The sequence below is a fragment of the Pirellulales bacterium genome, assembly GCA_035533075.1.
Lineage (GTDB): Bacteria > Planctomycetota > Planctomycetia > Pirellulales > JAICIG01 > DASSFG01.
Genome location: DATLUO010000024.1, coordinates 1 through 16090 on the forward strand (window position 1 = coordinate 1; position 16090 = coordinate 16090).

Genomic DNA, 16090 nt, shown 5'->3' on the forward strand with positions numbered 1-16090 from the left:
CCCCCTGGCCCCACCTTACGATATTCGGCCCCAGCCGCTCGGCGCGGCTGGTGCATCCAGCGCGAGGTTCCGATGTGTTGATACCAACAACGCGTTGTTGGTCTAGCCGCTCAGCGCGGCTGGTGCATCCAGCGCGAGGCCAGGCCGAGCGCGACGAGCGCGGCGGCGCCGACAACGAACAGCCACGGGCTGCCGCCGGAGGCGGCGGTGGCGGCGCACACGCCGCCCGTCACGGTGCCGAAAAACCCGCCCAGGGCCGTGCCGCTCTTCGGCCGCGGATAGCCGGCGCCGATGATCGCGCCCACAATCCCGCCGATCAACCCGCCGATCAGTGCGTGTATGTTGACCAGGGTCGGCTCCACCTTCGTAATCACAATCCTGCGGGCCAAAAGCGAGATCACGCCCGCCGCCGTGACCAGCAAGAACAGCGACGCCAGCGAAAAACCACCCGATGGTCGCGGCGGCTCCGGCACCGCCAGGTCGTCCATGAACGAGCGACGGCGCTGGGCGGCTGCTTCTTCGTCGGGCGACGTCGGTCCGTTGGTCGGTTCAATATCGGCCATCAATCAGCATCCCGTCGGCGCGGTGCCCCATGCGTTGGTATACCACCCGGTCGATGTCCTGCGACAAGAAACGCACCGAGCCGTCGCCGAAGGCGAACTGCGCTCCCACCGGGTGCCTGCTCTCGAAACCACCGACGACCAGCGCGGGCGCCCGGCCGCCAGGTACGCTCGGCGGCTGAAACTCATGCTCCACGTCCGTCGTGAAACTATAGTCCACCGCGCCGCGGTATTGCCACACCGCGCGAGACGCAGGCATGGGCGGCGACTCGCCACCCGGCGGCGTCGTTGCCGGAGCGCCCGCCGGACCAAGATCGACGCTCAAGGCCAATAGGCCGCCCGTGGACGAAGTGAGATTGATCGGCGTGCCGGTGTTCCGCAAGGTCGAGCGCGTACCGGAGATCCACCCCAGCTCGAAGTCGGTATTGAGCTTCTCGCCGTAGACGATCGTCTGCGCCCGGCCGTCGCGGATGTCGTTCCATTGAAGAGCGCTATTGAGAAACAGCACGCCGTGGTTGTCGCTGTCGATGGGCGCTTCGACGTCGTGGTGACAGCCGGCGTAGCTGCACGAGGTGACGTAATCCGACGGACAACACAAAAGCGTCAGGCGAAGCCGACGCACCGCGGCGTTTTTTGGATGATAGGCGCCGACGGTGAAGTCGATGTGCTGGAAAACGGTGGATTGCTCGATGAACGGCAGGATTTGCGCCGCCCAACTTAGATGGTAGCCGACGGGGCGGCTGCGGACTGGGCCGGCCGCGTCCACCGTCCCCGGCGGCAGCACTCCGTGGGCGGCCGTATAGTTTTGCGTGGCGATCATGATCTGGCAGAGGTTGTTCGCGCAGAGGTGCCGCCGCGCAGTTTCGCGCGCCCCCTGGATGGCCGGCAGCAAGACCGCGATCAAAATGCCGATGATGGCGATGACGATGAGCATCTCCACAAGCGTGAAAGCCCGCGGAGACGCAGAGCGGCGGAGTTGTCGTTGGTGGCTGCAATCGTGTATGAGGTAAACCATCTCTGTTCTTCTTACCACTGCCGTTCATCCAGCAGTTTTCCGTCGGCCCGGTGGCCGAGCTGCGAGAGGACGGGGGTGTTGCCCGCTTCCTGAAGAAAGTGAACCGAGCCGTCGACAAACGCCGCTTCAGCGCCGCCCGGATGATTGCTTTCGAAACCGCCCACAACCAGCGCCGCTTGGCCACCAGGCGGGGTGGCCGGGGTGGTAAGCAGAGCGGAGTTCATCGAGAGAGCCATGTCCCCGATGCTGGACAAGACGCCTGCCGGCTGGCTGCTGGCATTGATTGGGCTGCCCGTGTTCCGCAGCGTGGCCCGCGTGCCCGACAGCCATCCCAGGTCGGTCACCGTCACGAGCTTCTCGCCCGTCAAAATGGTCTGCGAGGTGCCGTCGGTGATGTCCCGCAGGCGGACGTGGCTGTTCAAAAAGAATACGCCGTGGTTGTCGACGTCGATGGGCGCTTCGACGTCGTGGTGGCAGCCCGCATAGTTGCTGGTGCCGGGTCCCGGCCCGAACGGCACGCCGCCGTCGGACGGGCAGATGAACACGTTCGCCTGCCAATTGCGGACCGGTAAGTTGGCCGCGGCGTAGGCGCTGGCCGAAAAGTCGAGCAGATTATAGGCGTTGCGCTGTTCGATCTGCGGCAGAATGTGGGCCAGCCAACTGATATGGTGCCCCTGCGGCAGGCTTTGAATCGGCCCCGACGCATCGAGCACGCCGGGCGGCAGAGAGCGAAAGGCCGATTCATAATTGGCCACCGCCAGCGCAAGCTGGCCGAGATTGTTGGTGCATTGCGCGCGGCGGGCCGCTTCGCGCGCGGCCTGCACCGCCGGAAGCAACAGCGCGATCAAAATGCCGATAATGGCGATCACCACCAACAGTTCCACCAGCGTGAAACCGCGCGAGCGTGCGGAATATCCGAAGGCTTGTCCGTTCATGTTCATTTTTCCGGTTGCGGTTGATAAACGATTTCTTTGTGTACTCGGACCGCTTCGACCGACTCCGAGGGGTATTCGACGTCGACTTCGATGGACCGCCGCCCCTCGTCGATCGCGGCGACGCGCAGACGGACCTTCGCAGCTTCGCCCGCGGGAAGGTCGGCCGCGGCGACCTCCCAGGTCTCGCCCCGATAGTCGCGCTCCTCGGCCAGTCGCGCCGCGGCCCGTTCGATGCCGGCTTCCGCCAGCCAGCGGGCCTGGCTTTCGCGCTCGCGAGAACGCAGCAGCTTGTGCTCCATCGCCGCCCAGCGGAGCAGCGTTCCGCCCATCGCCGTGGCCAGCACCAGGCAAACGAGCGCCATCATCACCACCACGCCGCGCCGCTTCATGGCTCCTCCTCGGTCGAGAACCGCGAGTCGCTCGCCAGGTGCGATTCAAGACTCCAGACATCGTGTTCGCCCTCGGCATGGCCGATTGTCAGACGGACCATGACCATCTCGTCGTCCGACAGCATAAACTCCGTCTCGGCGAGGTCTGCCAACGTGTAGGCCTCGCGACGCAGGACTGTCTGATCTTGGTACTCGGCCCGCCGCAGACGGTCGCCGTCTGGCCAGTATTCGATGGCCCGCGTTTCGGGACCTTGCAGGCGCAAATGATCGGGCGGCCTGGCCGCGGTGCTTGCCTCGCCATTCGCCGTGCAGGCCACGAGGGACGCTTTTCGGGCCGCGGCGACATCGGTGCGCCATTGCTGGGAAAGGCGCATCATCGCGCTGGTCCGCTCGAAGTGCTGCCGGCCTTGTTGCTCAGTTCGCAACAGCGTGCCCAGCAACACCGCCGCCGTCGCCATCAACACCGAGTTGACCGAGATCACCACCAGCAGCTCCACCAGCGAATAACCGGCCCGGCGGCGGCTGGCCCGGCGGACGCGGGCCGGGAGCGGTCGACTTGTTTGCTCATTGTCTGCCATCAGCTTTTGAGATCGTCCTGCTTGTTTCGCGGCCGTTTTTGCGGCGAAGCTCGACCCCGAAGGGGTCAAACTCATCAGCCCAGGGCAACGCCCTGGGTGTCGATCGGCGTCATTTTGGGCACCCCAACGGGGCGCGACCGGTAGGCGTTGGACACACAGGTCACGCCCTTTCAGGGCTACCATCGTTGCCGCGTACCGCACACCCAGGGCGTTGCCCTGGGCTGATGAGTCACGCCGCTTCGCGGCTACCGCGGTCATCATTGTTTCTCCTTTCGAAACACCCAGGTGGCAACGCGGTGCCGCGAGGCACCGCGGCTGCCGGACCGCCAGTGTACATCGACCTCGATCCGCTTGCCGGGCGGTGAACCGTCGATCGCAGCCACGCGGAGTGCCACCGTCCCGTCCGGCAACTGTTCAGCAATCTTTGACGCTTGCCGCAGTTCGTCAGCACGTTGAGGCGTGATCGAATCGTAAGCCCCGGCGGTCAGTCGCTCCAAGAGGTTGTCGGCGGCAACCACGGCCTTGGCGTGCAGGCCCGCCGATTGCCGCTGCCGGGCAACCGACGTCAGCAACGCGACGACGATCGTCAGCGCCGCGGCCAGCAGGGCGGCCGCCGCACAGCTTTCGACGAGCGTGAAACCCGAACGCGACCTTCTCATGTCAACTTCTCAATCAAGGAAATCAGGGGAACGAACAGCCCCACGACAATAAACAGCACCATCGCTCCCGCCGCAAGTACACAAAGCGGCACGAGCACTTCCAACCAGCGATGCATCCGCAAGGCGAAACGCCGCTCGATTCCTTCGGCCACCTCGCCGAGCGCCCAACTCAGATTGCCTACCCGCTCGGCGCTGTTCAGCAGCGCCAGCTCGCCGCGCCGCAGCAGACCTTGCTCGGCCAGGCATTCCTGCCAAGGCATGCCCTGCTCCATCCGCTCCATGGCCCGCCGCGAGTGCTGACGCATCGCCAACGAGGGACCATGTTCCGCCAAGGCCGCCAGTGCGGGCAGCAGCGGGCGGTCCGCCTGCGCGGCCACCGCCAGCGACCGCAGCACGAAGATGCTTTCGCGCCGCCGAGAAAGCATATTGAGGGGCGGCGGCAGCCAGGAGATCAAGTCGACGCTCCACAACAACAAAAAGCACGCCAGGCCGGCGAAACCCACGAGCACCAGAGGCCAACCGTAGTCGGCGAACCAGTCGCACGACTGGATCAGTGCCACGGTCAGCGGCGGCAGCTCGGCGTCGAAATCGTCGAAGATTTTGATAAACGCGGGCACGATCTTGACGGCCATGAAGGTCAACACCATCGTGCCAAACACGACGATCGTGCCGATATACCAGATCGCTCCGCCAACCCGCGTCATGGTCGATTGGCTGATGGGCTGACGGACGGCTTCGACCAGGGCGCCGCTGATGTTTCCGGTGCGGACGCCGACTTCGACCAGCGCCGCCGCGCGCCGCGGCACCAAGGGTCCCGCCACGCGCATCATCAGGCGGGGAAAGAAAAGCCATTCCGACCACACTTCGACAGCACCTTGGCGGCCCGCCTCACGAATGGCTTCGCCCAAGGGCACCCCGGCGTTCAACAGCGCCGTCAACCGCCGGCAACGGCGGCCCAGCGGTCCGCGGCACTCGTGCGAAAACGCTTCCACCGCGGGCGCCAACGGCATCCAGCGCCGCGCGGCCGCCGCCATCACCGCCAACAACGCCATTCGACGGCGCAGCAAGTAGCGGAAGATCGTATAGAGCAGCACGAATCCGGCGAAGAAGAAGAAAGGAATAGCCATGAAGTTGAGGAACACCAAGCAGCCTTCCACGAAACCGGTCACGATCATCACTCGGCCAATCACCGACATGATCAAGTGCAGCGGGTCTTCGCCCTCGGCCCGATCGCGATAAAACAGGTGCAGCGAGGCCAGCACGGCGATGCCCAACAGCACCAGTCCGGGAAAGCTCTGCGCGGTAACCAGCGTGCTGCTCATGTCAGCTTCTCGATCAAGGAAACCATGGGCAGGAGTGAAGCACTCATCAGAAACGCGGCCCCCCACAACACGAACAGAAAGGCGAGCGGCGGCACGACCGCGCGGAGCAGGCCGAGCTGGGCCTCCACGCGGCCCTCGAACATTTCGGCCGCGGTGCGCAGGGCATCGGCCAAAGCGCTCGTCGATCTGGCGGTGCCCGCCGCTTGCTCGCCCCAGCGTACCATCGGCCCCATGCTGTCAGGAAACTCCCGCCGAGCCATCAGGGCGTCGCTGAGGGCCCTGCCCGACTGTACGCCGGCGGCCACTTTCTGCGACGCATAGCGCAGGCTGGCGTCTTCACACCCTCGGCCGGCGATGTCGAGCGCCTGCGGCAACGGGACCTCCACCTCGACCAGAAGCGCGAGCAAGCGGGAATAACGCGCCAACGCCGCCCAGCGAATCACCGGTCCCAGCAACGGTACGAAGACGAGCAGCGCGCGCAGCTCGGCGGTCCGCATGGCCGCCCAGACAAACAGCCACGAAGCGGCGAGCACCGCGATGTTACCCGCCAGCATCCAGACGCCCGATCGCGATAACTCGCCCAGTGCCATCGTCGCGGCCGGCAGGTCGGCGTCGAAGTCTTCGTACACCTCCATCAGGCTGGGCACGACGGCGATGCAGAAGTAACCAAAGATCAACGACATCATCAACAACAGCAGGGCGGGATAACTGACGGCGAGCATGATTCTGCGCATGACGTCGGCCGAGTGACGCTCGGCGGCCACAAGCTCCGTGAGCACCCTGGCCAGCGAGGCCGAGCGCAGGCCGCCCGTGATGAGCGCCGTCAGATGGGGCGGCAAACTGCGCCCGCCCGCGGAGAGCGCTTCGTCGAGTTTTTCGCCGCGGTTGAGTTTGTCGGCCAACACCACGAGCGCCTTCGCGACCCGGCCGCGTGGCAGCTCGCGCGCGGCGGCGCGCAAGCCGTGCTCTAGCGACAAGCCGGATGCGACGAGCGATGCGAGGGTGCCGCCAAGGGCCGCCGCATCATCGCCATCGAGGTTGTTGGACATGGTTGGTTGCCGTCAGTCTTGCTCGTAGGGTGGGACCAACGAGCTTGCGAGCGCCGGCCCACCATAATCGACGTCGCCAACGGTGGGCCGGCGCTCGCAATCTCGCTGGTCCCACCCTACATTAGAAGCGCGTGACTCTTGTGCTGGAAGCGGCATTAGGGTGTGCTCAGTGTTTTCAACAGGTTTATCCAAGGTACGAACAGCAGCAGGGCATACACCAACGCGGTCGTGCCGCCGATCGCGAGCGTGAGGTAAACCGGCAGAAACGTCTGCACGGTTTCGGCCCGCTGCCGGGCGTGCTCATGATAACTAAGGGCGGCCTGACGCAACGAAAAGCCGAGCAACCGTGCTTCTTGGCCGGCCGACAGAAACCAGGCCGCCAGCGGAGGAAAGTGGGCTGCCCGCTCGAGGTACTCCGCCGGCCCGGCGCCCCGTTCGATCGCCGCCGCCAAACGGTCGGCCTCGGCCTTCAAAGCTCGATCGCCGCTGGCCGCCGCCGACAACCGCAGCCCCTCGCCCAGCGGCACGCCCTGATCGACCAGCAGGGCCAGCACATCGGCAAAAGTCGCCAACCGGCACGATCGCACCAATCGCCGAGCACCGGGCACCCAAGCGAACCCATGCCCGGCCCCCAGCGAAAGCGCCCGACGCGATCGCCAGAGCCACGCGGCGACGATCGGCAACACGATCAGGGGTCCGATGGGCGCCCACCAGGCCACGCTCGTGCCGAGTTCGGCAAAGCGAGCAAGCCAATTGGCCGAGGTCACGTGAAAGTCGCGAAAGCCGGGCAGCACCTGCGGGATAAAAAACGTCACGAAGCCGACAAACAGCGCCCAGCCCAAGAGCAAGATGATGACCGGATAGATGAGCGCTGTGGCCGCCACGTGCCGCAATTCCGCCACGCGCCGGGCCGTGACGGCCAGACCTTCCAGCGCCGCCGCCAGCCGACCCGACTTCAAGCCGGCCGCCACGATCGCTTGATAGAGCGGCGGGACCTCATCGCCGAGCGCTTGCAGGGCCGCGTCGAGCTGTTCGCCTCGCGAAAGCCGCTCGGCGAGAAGCGTGGTCACGCGGCCCAAGCGGCCGGGCAAGTCGTGCCCCACATCGACGAGACCGCGCTCCAGCGGCACGCCCGCACGCACCAGCGCGGCGATCTCGTCGTTCAGGGCGATGAGATCATCCAGCGTGAATCCGCCTCGTGGCGAGAGCAATTCCACAACCCGCTCCCAGTCGTCCGGACCCGACTTTGCGACGTGGCCCCCTGAAAACGGTGATTATACGAAGCGAACAGCAAGAACGCCAGCAGCAGCAATGGGTATACTGCGCACGCGGCGGTCGTTGAGACAAAAAACGGTGGCTGGGGCAGAGCCGCGCGCTCGGCCAGTTCCCCATTTAAGGCTCCACGGCGGCGATGCCCCGGTCGCGCCACCACCGGGGCATCGCTGGCCGACGGCGCGTTTCGGTGATGCCGGGTCGCTCTCGGCCAGCTTCTGCCCCAGCCACCGCGATTGGTCTCATTGCTGCCGGCGGGAACCGAATCTGATAAACTTCAGGCATGCGTCTCGGTCTGTTTGGGGGAACCTTCGATCCGGTCCACTTGGGCCACTTGCTGCTGGCCGAATACTGCCGCGAACAGTGCCGGCTGGACGCGGTGTGGTTCCTGCCGGCCGCCGAGCCGCCGCACAAGCAGCGTCCCGACCTGACGCCCGCCCGGCAGCGCATCGAAATGTTGCAGCTTGCGATTGGCGGGCATGAGGCATTCTCGGTGTGTACGCGCGAGGTCGAGCGCGGCGGAGTGAGTTACACCGTCGATACGCTGGGCGAGTTGGCCGCCGAGCAGCCCTCGCGGCAGCTTTTCTTTCTGCTTGGCGGCGATTCGCTGGCCGATTTGCCGCGATGGCGCGAGCCGGCGAAGATTTGCGAGCTGGCCATGCCGGTGGTGGTGGCACGGCCCGGCAGCCCGCCGCCCGATTACACTTCGCTCTCCTCGCTCGTTTCGGCCGAACGGCTGCAACAGATTCGCGCCTACCAGGTCGACATGCCGCAGATCGGGCTGAGCAGCCGCGAGATCCGCCGCCGCGTCGCCGCCGGTCTGAGCATTCGCTACCAGACCCCCCGTGCCGTGGAAAAATACATCCAAACGGCGCGGCTTTACCAAGTCGGGTAGGCAAGCTGTAACGCGCCGGCCAACTTTGATCGTCGCCGCGTCGATGCGCGTTGTGCGGGAAGTCCTTGATAAACGTTGCCGACTTTGCCCGCTGCGCCAGTTGATCCTAGAGAACCTTTGCACAAAGCGCTGCCATTCCAGGGCGGCGCTAATCTTGCCCGTGAGCGGCTGGCGATGATTCTTGCAAAGGCAAACCGGGCAGGAACAGCGTCGGGTAACGTTTCCAACATTGCGGCAGATGCGAATATGTCCACGCACCACCCTTTTCGCGATGCTTCTGTGCGGCGCCCTTTAGGCCGCTGGCTCTTGCCGGCGGCTGTGCTGGCCGCCGCCGCGACCACCGCCCGCGCTCAAGAAACGGACGCAGCGTCCGCCGGCCAGCCACCGCTCTATTCCATCTCCTCACGCTACGCGGCGAACGACCGTGCGAACACATTCGCTCAGCCCGCCGGGCCCGTCTTCTCGGCGCCCAGCGTGCGGACCGCACCGTCGTGGCGGGGAATGAACTGGAAACCGCCCGCCGATTCCGTCTTCGGTGGCGTCGAGTATTTGCTGGTGCGGACGCACTTCAGCGAAGCCATCGCCTACGTGCAGGCGACCGATACCCTCGCCAACGGCGTGCCGACCGCATCGGTGCAGTCCCGCGAGATCAACTTTCCCTACAGCTCTGCGTTTCGCACCTACCTGGGCTATAACTTCACGCCCTCATCCGCCCTGCAATTCACCTATTTTCACTTGGGCGACAGCGCCTCGATCAGCGCCACGCCCGGAGCGCCGAACCAATACTTTGTCGACGCCTATACGGGCCGCACCAATTTCGGAGACTCGACCACATCGAACTCGTCGGTGCGGCTGAACGTCTTCGACCTGGACTGGATGGGCCGCTATTCGGTGGGCGACGGCCGGCTGAGCCTGCGTCCCGCCGCCGGTGCCCGCTGGGCCGACGTGCGGCAGCACAACGACACGTCCGTGTTCGCTCCCGGCGGCAGCATCATCGACACCGGAACGTTCAACAGCCATTTCACCGGCTTCGGCCCGCACTTTTCGCTGTTCGGACAGTATCGCCTGCGGCCCAACAGCCCCTTCTCGCTGATTGCCCGCGGAGCCGGGTCGCTGTTGGTGGGCGGCTTCAACAATACGGAGGGCGCCACCTTCACGGGCATCGCCAGTGCCAATCAAGCGGCGCATCGCACGCTGACGGTCCCCGTGCTGGAGGCTGAAATTGGTGGCTCGTGGCAGCCCACGGAGAACCTGATGTTCTCAGCCGGCTGGCTCTGGCAGGCATGGTTTGACATGGGCGTCTCAGGCGGCACGACCTACAGCGGCAACTTTGCCGAGAGCGACTCCGCGAGCATCATGTCGTTCGACGGTCTCTTCCTCCGCGGGATGTGGCGCTATTAGCGCGCCGTTCGTTCGCCGCCGGCTTTGGAGACAAGCCTATCCCACCACCACCCGCGGGCGGCGAGCGGCATCGGGCTGGGCGCGACGCACCAGCTCTTGCACCATCCAAGGCACGTTGCCTTCGCCCCACAACAAAAAATTCAGGTTCGCCGCCAGCGGCGTCTCGTGCGACCAGCCGAAGATGATCTCCGGCGGTGTGCCGACCCGGCAAAACTCCAGCCCGATCGCCGCGATCACGTGCGACACCGACGCCGCCCCCGATATCCGAATCACTTCCAACTCACCCTCGTGCTCGATCTTCATCAATGGCTGCGGGTGAAACTCGCTCGGATCGCCCAGGTAGACCTGGATGAAAATCAAGAACGTGTCGGGTGGAAGCCGGTGCTTGCGCCGCACGTCGAGGTTCTTTTCCGTCAACGGAAACTGGCCGGGACGGTGCGGCACGAGCACCTGGAACTCCAACTCGCGCACCTCCTCCCATCGCCGGCGCGAGGCCTCGTCGGCGAAGGCAAAGCCGCGAAAACGCAGCTCCGTGCTGCGGATCCAACGCGAAATGCTGGAGGACGTCAGGATGGTGGCCACGAAGGCCATCGCGATCACGATGCCCGAACGATGGTAAAAAATCGCCAGCAACATCATGGTGCTGAAGAATGCGCAGCAGAAGGCGAACGGCCCGGCCACCAGCGTCCGCCAGCGCGACTGCCGCCACGAGCGCGAAACATCGGCCAGCCCCGCCAGCGAAGCGCCGGCCAGCAGTGCCAGCACGCTCGTGGCGTAGGCCCACTGCTGGGCCGAGACGCTGGCATGAAACACGACCGTCACCACCAAGATAATCGTGTTGAAGAGGTGCATCATCAGGCCATAACGACGCGCCCAGGCGAGTTCCATCCCCGCGCGGTGCAGGCTGCCGGGCACCAGGTCGCGCAGGGCGATGATGCTGCTGGCTCCGGCCAGGCAGAGAATCAGCACGGTGCAGAGGTCGTAACCGCTGCCGAACCGGTTGCCGAACCAGGCGTTCAACTCGGCCGAAGGGATCTGCTCGACCAGCTTGCCGCCGTGAGCCATGTAAGACAGGGCCCGGTGCTCGGCGGGTTGCACCAGCCCGACAGGCCCCTTGGGCACCAGCAGCGTGCAGACGAAGACCGATGTGCTGACATAGACGCCCATCAGCACCGCGGCCAGCAGCATCAGCTTGCGCGTGTTGCGAGCGCGCCCGCGCAGATCGTGCGGCCCGGCGCCGCTCCCTTTGACCAGCGGCGCCGCGGTCATGCTCAGCTCGAAACCGCTGATGGCCAGGGCCATTTGGGGAAACGCGACGACCACCAAGGCCAGTAGACGCCACACGAGCGAATGAACGTCGTCGGTCTTTCGCCAGACGCCGCCATGCTCCACGACCTGCGTCCACCACTGCGAAACCAGCTCGCGGTGCTGGGCGATGTGCCACAGCCCGCTGCCGATGACGATGCCCGACATCGCCAGATAAGCGACCGTCACCACCAGCGCCAGCCGCAGGATGTTGCGCGTGAAGCCGCCGTGCAGCAACCACAGCAAGCCGAACGCCAAGATGGAGAGCAGCAGCGTCAGCCCGACGTGTTGCGTCCAATAGGGCGCCACGTGCTGCCAGAGCTTCGGCCCCATCCACTCGCTCACGCGCTCGTCGGCGGGCGTCCACTGAGTCACTACCTCGTGCCAGTGGGGATTGGCCAGTACGTGGATGGAGGCGTCGGCCACCGACAGGCTGCGCGTGAGCACGAAGTCGGCCGCGATAAATCCCATCAGCACCAAGATCACCAGCTTGCCGCCCCAGCCGGGCAAGGTGCGTTCCAGCAGGCCCGTGGCCCCTTGGCCTTGCGGCGAGCGGCCGACGACATAGGCATAGACGGGCAACACCAGCGCCAGCGTCACCAGCACCATGAACAGTGCGGCCAACGGCGCCAGCGGGCCGGCGGCCTCGACGATGATCGAGGGAAGATAGGCCAGCGTGCTGAAGTAATCGAGGCCCACCAGCCCCAGCACCAGCAGCCAACTGCTTGGCTTGATTGGCGGGCGAACGTGCAGCAAGCGACTCATGGATGGTTATTCGCGCATCGGGGCGGAAGATTGCGGCGGAGCGGCGTCGGGCATCAGCCGTCAGGCACCGTCTACTTTAGCAAGCGAAGGAGAGTTGGACAGCCCGCCGCCGGAGACGGACGGGGGGCCGGGGTGTCTTGCTTGGCCCTTCTTTGGCAGGGCGTTGAAATCCTTCGGCCAAGCCGCTACCTTGTGCTGATTCTTCCGCTTGACCCAATGTTTGAGGGGCAGCACGCATGGCGGCACCGACGATCATTACCGAACTCGTGGAGCGGTTCGAGCGCAACCGCCCGTCGTATCAGGCCACGGTCTACAACGAGACGCAGCTCCGCCGCGAGTTTCTCGATCCCTTCTTCAAGGCCCTCGGCTGGGACGTCGACAACGAACGCGGCCACGCCGAAGCCTATAAAGACGTCATCCACGAAGACGCCATCAAGGTCGGCGGGGCGACCAAGGCGCCCGACTACTGCTTTCGCATCGGCGGCCGGCGGATCTTCTTTCTGGAAGCCAAAAAGCCCTCGGTCAATCTCCGCGACGACGTGAGCGCCGCCTTCCAGCTCCGTCGCTACGCCTGGAGCGCCAAGCTGCCGCTCTCCATCCTCTCCGACTTCGAGGAGCTGGCCGTCTACGACTGCCGCGTCAAGCCCGACAAGCTCGACAAACCCTCCGTCGGCCGCGTGCTGTTCTTCAGCTACGGCGAGTACCTCGATCGCTGGCAGGAGCTGGCCGATATTTTTTCGCGCGAGGCGGTGCTGCGCGGCTCGTTCGACAAGTTCGCCGAAAGCACCAAGCTGAAACGCGGCACCGCCGAGGTCGATACGGCGTTTCTGGAAGAGATCGAATCGTGGCGGGAATCACTGGCCAAGAACTTCGCCCTGCGCAACGACATCGGCCAGCGCGACGTGAACTTCGCCGTGCAGCGGACCATCGACCGCCTGATCTTTTTGCGGATGTGCGAAGACCGCGGCATCGAAACCTACGGGCAGCTCATGACGCTCCTCAACGGCGAGGCCGCCTACCGCCGGTTGCTGGAGGTTTACGACCGGGCCGACGAGCGCTACAACTCGGGCTTGTTTCACTTCCACGCCGAGCGCGGCCGGGCCGAGCCGCCCGACGAGCTGACCATGCGGCTGGCGCTCGACGACAAGCCGCTCAAAGAGATCGTTCGCGGCCTCTATTATCCCGACAGCCCGTATGAGTTCTCCGTGCTGCCGGCGGAAATCCTGGGGCAGGTATACGAGCAGTTTTTGGGCAAGGTGATCCGCCTCACGGCCGGCGGGCACCGTGCCGTGGTCGAAGACAAGCCCGAAGTGAAGAAGGCGGGCGGAGTGTTCTACACGCCGGCCTACATCGTCGATTACATCGTTCGCGAGACGGTGGGCAAGCTGGTCGAGCGCAAAACTCCCAAGCAGGTCTCAAAGCTGCGCGTGCTCGACCCGGCCTGCGGCTCGGGCTCGTTCCTGGTGGGCGCGTTTCAGTTCCTGCTCGACTGGCACCGCGACTGGTACGTCGACGACGGCACTGAGAAGCACACCAAGGAGATCTTTCAGGGGCCGGGCGGGCAGTGGCTGTTGACGACGGCCGAAAAGAAGCGGATTTTGCTGAACAACATTTTTGGCGTCGACATCGACAGCCAGGCCGTGGAGGTGACGAAGCTCTCGCTGCTGTTGAAGGTGTTGGAGCGGGAGAACCGCGAGACGTTGGAGCGTCAGTTGCGGCTCTTGCGCGAGCGGGCGTTGCCCGACCTGGGCAACAACATCAAGTGCGGCAATTCGCTGATCGGCCCCGATTTTTATCGCCAGCGGCAAATGACTCTTCTCGACGAGGAGGAGCAGTACCGGCTCAATCCGTTTGACTGGAACGCAGAATTTCGCGAGATTCTGCGTGGGAAAGATGGTGGTTTTGACGCGGTGATCGGTAATCCACCGTACGTCAACGCCTGGGAGCTGTTTGAGGCAACACCGCACGTTCGCGACTACATCAATGCATCTGGTGTATTTGAGACCGCGACACGGCACTGGGATTTATACGTTCTCTTTCTGGAAAAGGCGCTTTCCCTGTTACGGCCTGGCGGGCGCGTTTCATTCATCATTCCGTTCTCGTTTGCCATTCAAAAATACGCTGAGTTGTCGCGCAAGTTGCTGCTCGAGCGGTTCACTATCGAGAGTATTGCCGATCTAAGACAAGTCCGCGTGTTCGAGCAAGTTCCGGTGATAACCATCATCCCTGTCGTTGAAGCTGGCCCACCTTCCGCGAGACATCGTATCGAGGTCAGGCGTCCTGGACCGAATGCGACGCGGCGGCACGCCGGCACGATCTCGCGCTCGCATTCAGTACCGCAAAAAGTGCTGCTTGCGCAGGACGAGCGCATGCTGCGCCTCGACATTTCGGACGCGACCCTTGCCGTGTGCGGGAAAGTCGAGGCTCTCAGCCGCCCGGTCGGCGACATCTGCCTCGTAAACTACGGTGCCCAGATGTCGAGCCGCAAGAAGGGGAAATTTGGCAAGGCGTACGTCCAGCGACGCAGCGCCATGACCGACACTTGCCGAAAGACGATCAGCGGCCGCAACCTTTATCGCTATTCAACTCGGTGGGAGGGGAACTACGTCGAGTGGGCGCTTGCGCCCGAAATGTACGGCGCACGCGAGGAATGGTTTTTCGAGTCGCCAAAGCTGATGATTCGGGACATTACCGGGACGCATCGGCTCGAGTTGGCCGTCGATTTTAGCGGACTTTATTGCGACCATACGATCTTATGCGGCCTCCGCTACTGTGATGTCGCCCCATTTCGCGAGGTTCCGAAAAGCGCCCGCGAGGCGTCAGCTACTTATTCCCTGTATCTGCTGCAGGGCCTTTTGGCAAGCCGATTGATCTCTGCCTACTACTACTGGAAACTGACCGGAGAAGGTGTCCGGATCGGCGGAGGGTTTCACACGTATCCGAAAACCATTCGGCAACTGCCCATCATTGACATCTCAAGGCTATCGGCTCGTCAGAACCCGATGCTGGTTCAGATTGGCTCGCTGTCCGAGCGAATGGCAACGCTCGAGAGCCAACGCCTCAAGGCACGCGTGCCGAACGAAAAAACCCGACTGACAAGGGAAATCGACGCGACGGATCGACAGATTGACGATTTGGTCTTTGAACTCTATGGGTTAACGCCGACAGAAGTAGCTCTCGTGCATGCAGCGACGGAGCGTACTGGCGGCCTCGATCGAGAAGCCGACGCTGACGATTGATGGCGGCGCATCGAATGCGGGCGGAAGAAACGGAGATCAGTCAGGTCGGCGGAGGGGCGATGGCACGTCGAACTTTCGCGCGCTGCTCGGCGCAGACATCGCGATTGCCGAGCGCGCGATGCCCGGATCTTTTTGGCCGCGTCGCGAACTTGGAGGCCAAAGGGGTCAGAACTATTTTATACTAGTTTTGACCAGTTGTGCGCTCCTTGTGGCGACCGCTGATTCCGACTTCGCTCGCGACTGCCGGCCGGTATGCGCAGCGATTCATTCGCTCACGGTCGGTTACGGTGGTGGTAGACTTCCGGGCATCGTGGCGCATTTCCACGGTCACGCGATCCACAGATCGCGACAAGCCTGTTCGTAGCTCTGCTCGAGATCGAGCGGAATGACGAGAGCCTCCGCCAGCCACAGCGGCAACCGCGGCAGCGGCTCAGCGACGGCAAGCGCGTGTGACCACGACTCCAGGACCGCTTGCGGCCCTCGCAGGAGCCAGCGGCACGTCGCCGCGTACAAGTGCGGCGAGTCGGCTTTCATGGTCGGGTCGGGATGCCCGACGAACGCCATCAATCGGCATACAGGTTGAATTGGCGGGTGGTGACCAGATCGATGATGCTGACCGCGACTCCCTTCCGCATCAAGGCGGCGCACTTGCCGACGAAGGCGTTGCGCTTTTCGGGCCGGTCTTTGTTCGCGGGGCTGACGATCT

14 protein-coding genes are annotated in these 16090 nt (G+C 64.3%); 3 read left to right on the forward strand and 11 right to left on the reverse strand.

Annotated elements, in window-relative coordinates:
* Window positions 1-110 precede the first annotated feature (110 nt).
* From VNH11_02325 to VNH11_02365, 9 genes are all read right to left on the reverse strand, one after another.
* Window positions 111-563, reverse strand: a complete 453-nt coding sequence (locus VNH11_02325) for a hypothetical protein (GenBank protein ID HVA45197.1) — start codon at window positions 561-563, stop codon at window positions 111-113.
* Window positions 550-1575 (reverse strand): DUF1559 domain-containing protein, encoded by a 1026-nt coding sequence (locus VNH11_02330; GenBank protein HVA45198.1) that lies wholly within the window; start codon window positions 1573-1575, stop codon window positions 550-552. Before VNH11_02330 ends, VNH11_02325 begins: the two co-directional genes overlap by 14 nt.
* A gap of 11 nt (window positions 1576-1586) precedes the next feature.
* Window positions 1587-2510, reverse strand: a complete 924-nt coding sequence (locus VNH11_02335) for a DUF1559 domain-containing protein (protein HVA45199.1) — start codon at window positions 2508-2510, stop codon at window positions 1587-1589.
* Between the two features lie 2 nt (window positions 2511-2512).
* On the reverse strand, window positions 2513-2899 hold the full coding sequence (locus tag VNH11_02340) for a hypothetical protein (GenBank protein HVA45200.1): 387 nt from the start codon (window positions 2897-2899) through the stop codon (window positions 2513-2515).
* Window positions 2896-3477 (reverse strand): prepilin-type N-terminal cleavage/methylation domain-containing protein, encoded by a 582-nt coding sequence (locus VNH11_02345; GenBank protein HVA45201.1) that lies wholly within the window; start codon window positions 3475-3477, stop codon window positions 2896-2898. The genes VNH11_02340 and VNH11_02345 overlap by 4 nt, the downstream gene beginning before the upstream one ends.
* 257 nt (window positions 3478-3734) lie before the next feature.
* The gene (locus tag VNH11_02350; GenBank protein ID HVA45202.1) at window positions 3735-4136 is read right to left on the reverse strand and encodes a hypothetical protein; all 402 of its coding nucleotides are present in this window, start codon (window positions 4134-4136) and stop codon (window positions 3735-3737) included.
* The gene (locus tag VNH11_02355) at window positions 4133-5458 is read right to left on the reverse strand and encodes a type II secretion system F family protein (protein ID HVA45203.1); all 1326 of its coding nucleotides are present in this window, start codon (window positions 5456-5458) and stop codon (window positions 4133-4135) included. The genes VNH11_02350 and VNH11_02355 overlap by 4 nt, the downstream gene beginning before the upstream one ends.
* Window positions 5455-6507, reverse strand: a complete 1053-nt coding sequence (locus VNH11_02360; GenBank protein ID HVA45204.1) for a type II secretion system F family protein — start codon at window positions 6505-6507, stop codon at window positions 5455-5457. Before VNH11_02360 ends, VNH11_02355 begins: the two co-directional genes overlap by 4 nt.
* 155 nt (window positions 6508-6662) lie before the next feature.
* Entirely contained in the window at window positions 6663-7724 is a 1062-nt protein-coding gene (locus VNH11_02365; GenBank protein ID HVA45205.1) for a type II secretion system F family protein, read from the reverse strand.
* A gap of 338 nt (window positions 7725-8062) precedes the next feature.
* Here VNH11_02365 and nadD point away from each other — a divergent pair, with 338 nt between their 5' ends.
* Window positions 8063-8674, forward strand: a complete 612-nt coding sequence (gene nadD / locus VNH11_02370) for a nicotinate-nucleotide adenylyltransferase (protein ID HVA45206.1) — start codon at window positions 8063-8065, stop codon at window positions 8672-8674.
* Between the two features lie 279 nt (window positions 8675-8953).
* A complete protein-coding gene (locus tag VNH11_02375) occupies window positions 8954-10075 on the forward strand; it encodes an Lpg1974 family pore-forming outer membrane protein (GenBank protein ID HVA45207.1) in 1122 nt (373 codons plus the stop codon).
* A gap of 36 nt (window positions 10076-10111) precedes the next feature.
* On the opposite strand, the gene VNH11_02380 is transcribed toward VNH11_02375, so the two are convergent.
* Entirely contained in the window at window positions 10112-12145 is a 2034-nt protein-coding gene (locus VNH11_02380) for a hypothetical protein (GenBank protein ID HVA45208.1), read from the reverse strand.
* A 236-nt stretch (window positions 12146-12381) separates the two neighbouring features.
* On the opposite strand from VNH11_02380, the gene VNH11_02385 reads away from it, so the two are divergent.
* Window positions 12382-15384 (forward strand): N-6 DNA methylase, encoded by a 3003-nt coding sequence (locus tag VNH11_02385; GenBank protein ID HVA45209.1) that lies wholly within the window; start codon window positions 12382-12384, stop codon window positions 15382-15384.
* A 327-nt stretch (window positions 15385-15711) separates the two neighbouring features.
* On the opposite strand, the gene VNH11_02390 is transcribed toward VNH11_02385, so the two are convergent.
* The gene (locus VNH11_02390; GenBank protein ID HVA45210.1) at window positions 15712-15918 is read right to left on the reverse strand and encodes a hypothetical protein; all 207 of its coding nucleotides are present in this window, start codon (window positions 15916-15918) and stop codon (window positions 15712-15714) included.
* Window positions 15919-16090: the final 172 nt, after the last annotated feature.

Coding starts and splice junctions, on each gene's coding strand:
- VNH11_02330 (HVA45198.1), bottom strand. CDS start 1,575: ATGGTTTACCTCATACACGATTGCAGCCACCAACGACAACTCCGCCGC.
- VNH11_02385 (HVA45209.1), top strand. CDS start 12,382: ATGGCGGCACCGACGATCATTACCGAACTCGTGGAGCGGTTCGAGCGC.
- nadD (HVA45206.1), top strand. CDS start 8,063: ATGCGTCTCGGTCTGTTTGGGGGAACCTTCGATCCGGTCCACTTGGGC.
- VNH11_02340 (HVA45200.1), bottom strand. CDS start 2,899: ATGAAGCGGCGCGGCGTGGTGGTGATGATGGCGCTCGTTTGCCTGGTG.
- VNH11_02355 (HVA45203.1), bottom strand. CDS start 5,458: ATGAGCAGCACGCTGGTTACCGCGCAGAGCTTTCCCGGACTGGTGCTG.
- VNH11_02350 (HVA45202.1), bottom strand. CDS start 4,136: ATGAGAAGGTCGCGTTCGGGTTTCACGCTCGTCGAAAGCTGTGCGGCG.
- VNH11_02360 (HVA45204.1), bottom strand. CDS start 6,507: ATGTCCAACAACCTCGATGGCGATGATGCGGCGGCCCTTGGCGGCACC.
- VNH11_02380 (HVA45208.1), bottom strand. CDS start 12,145: ATGAGTCGCTTGCTGCACGTTCGCCCGCCAATCAAGCCAAGCAGTTGG.
- VNH11_02345 (HVA45201.1), bottom strand. CDS start 3,477: ATGGCAGACAATGAGCAAACAAGTCGACCGCTCCCGGCCCGCGTCCGC.
- VNH11_02390 (HVA45210.1), bottom strand. CDS start 15,918: ATGAAAGCCGACTCGCCGCACTTGTACGCGGCGACGTGCCGCTGGCTC.
- VNH11_02325 (HVA45197.1), bottom strand. CDS start 563: ATGGCCGATATTGAACCGACCAACGGACCGACGTCGCCCGACGAAGAA.
- VNH11_02335 (HVA45199.1), bottom strand. CDS start 2,510: ATGAACGGACAAGCCTTCGGATATTCCGCACGCTCGCGCGGTTTCACG.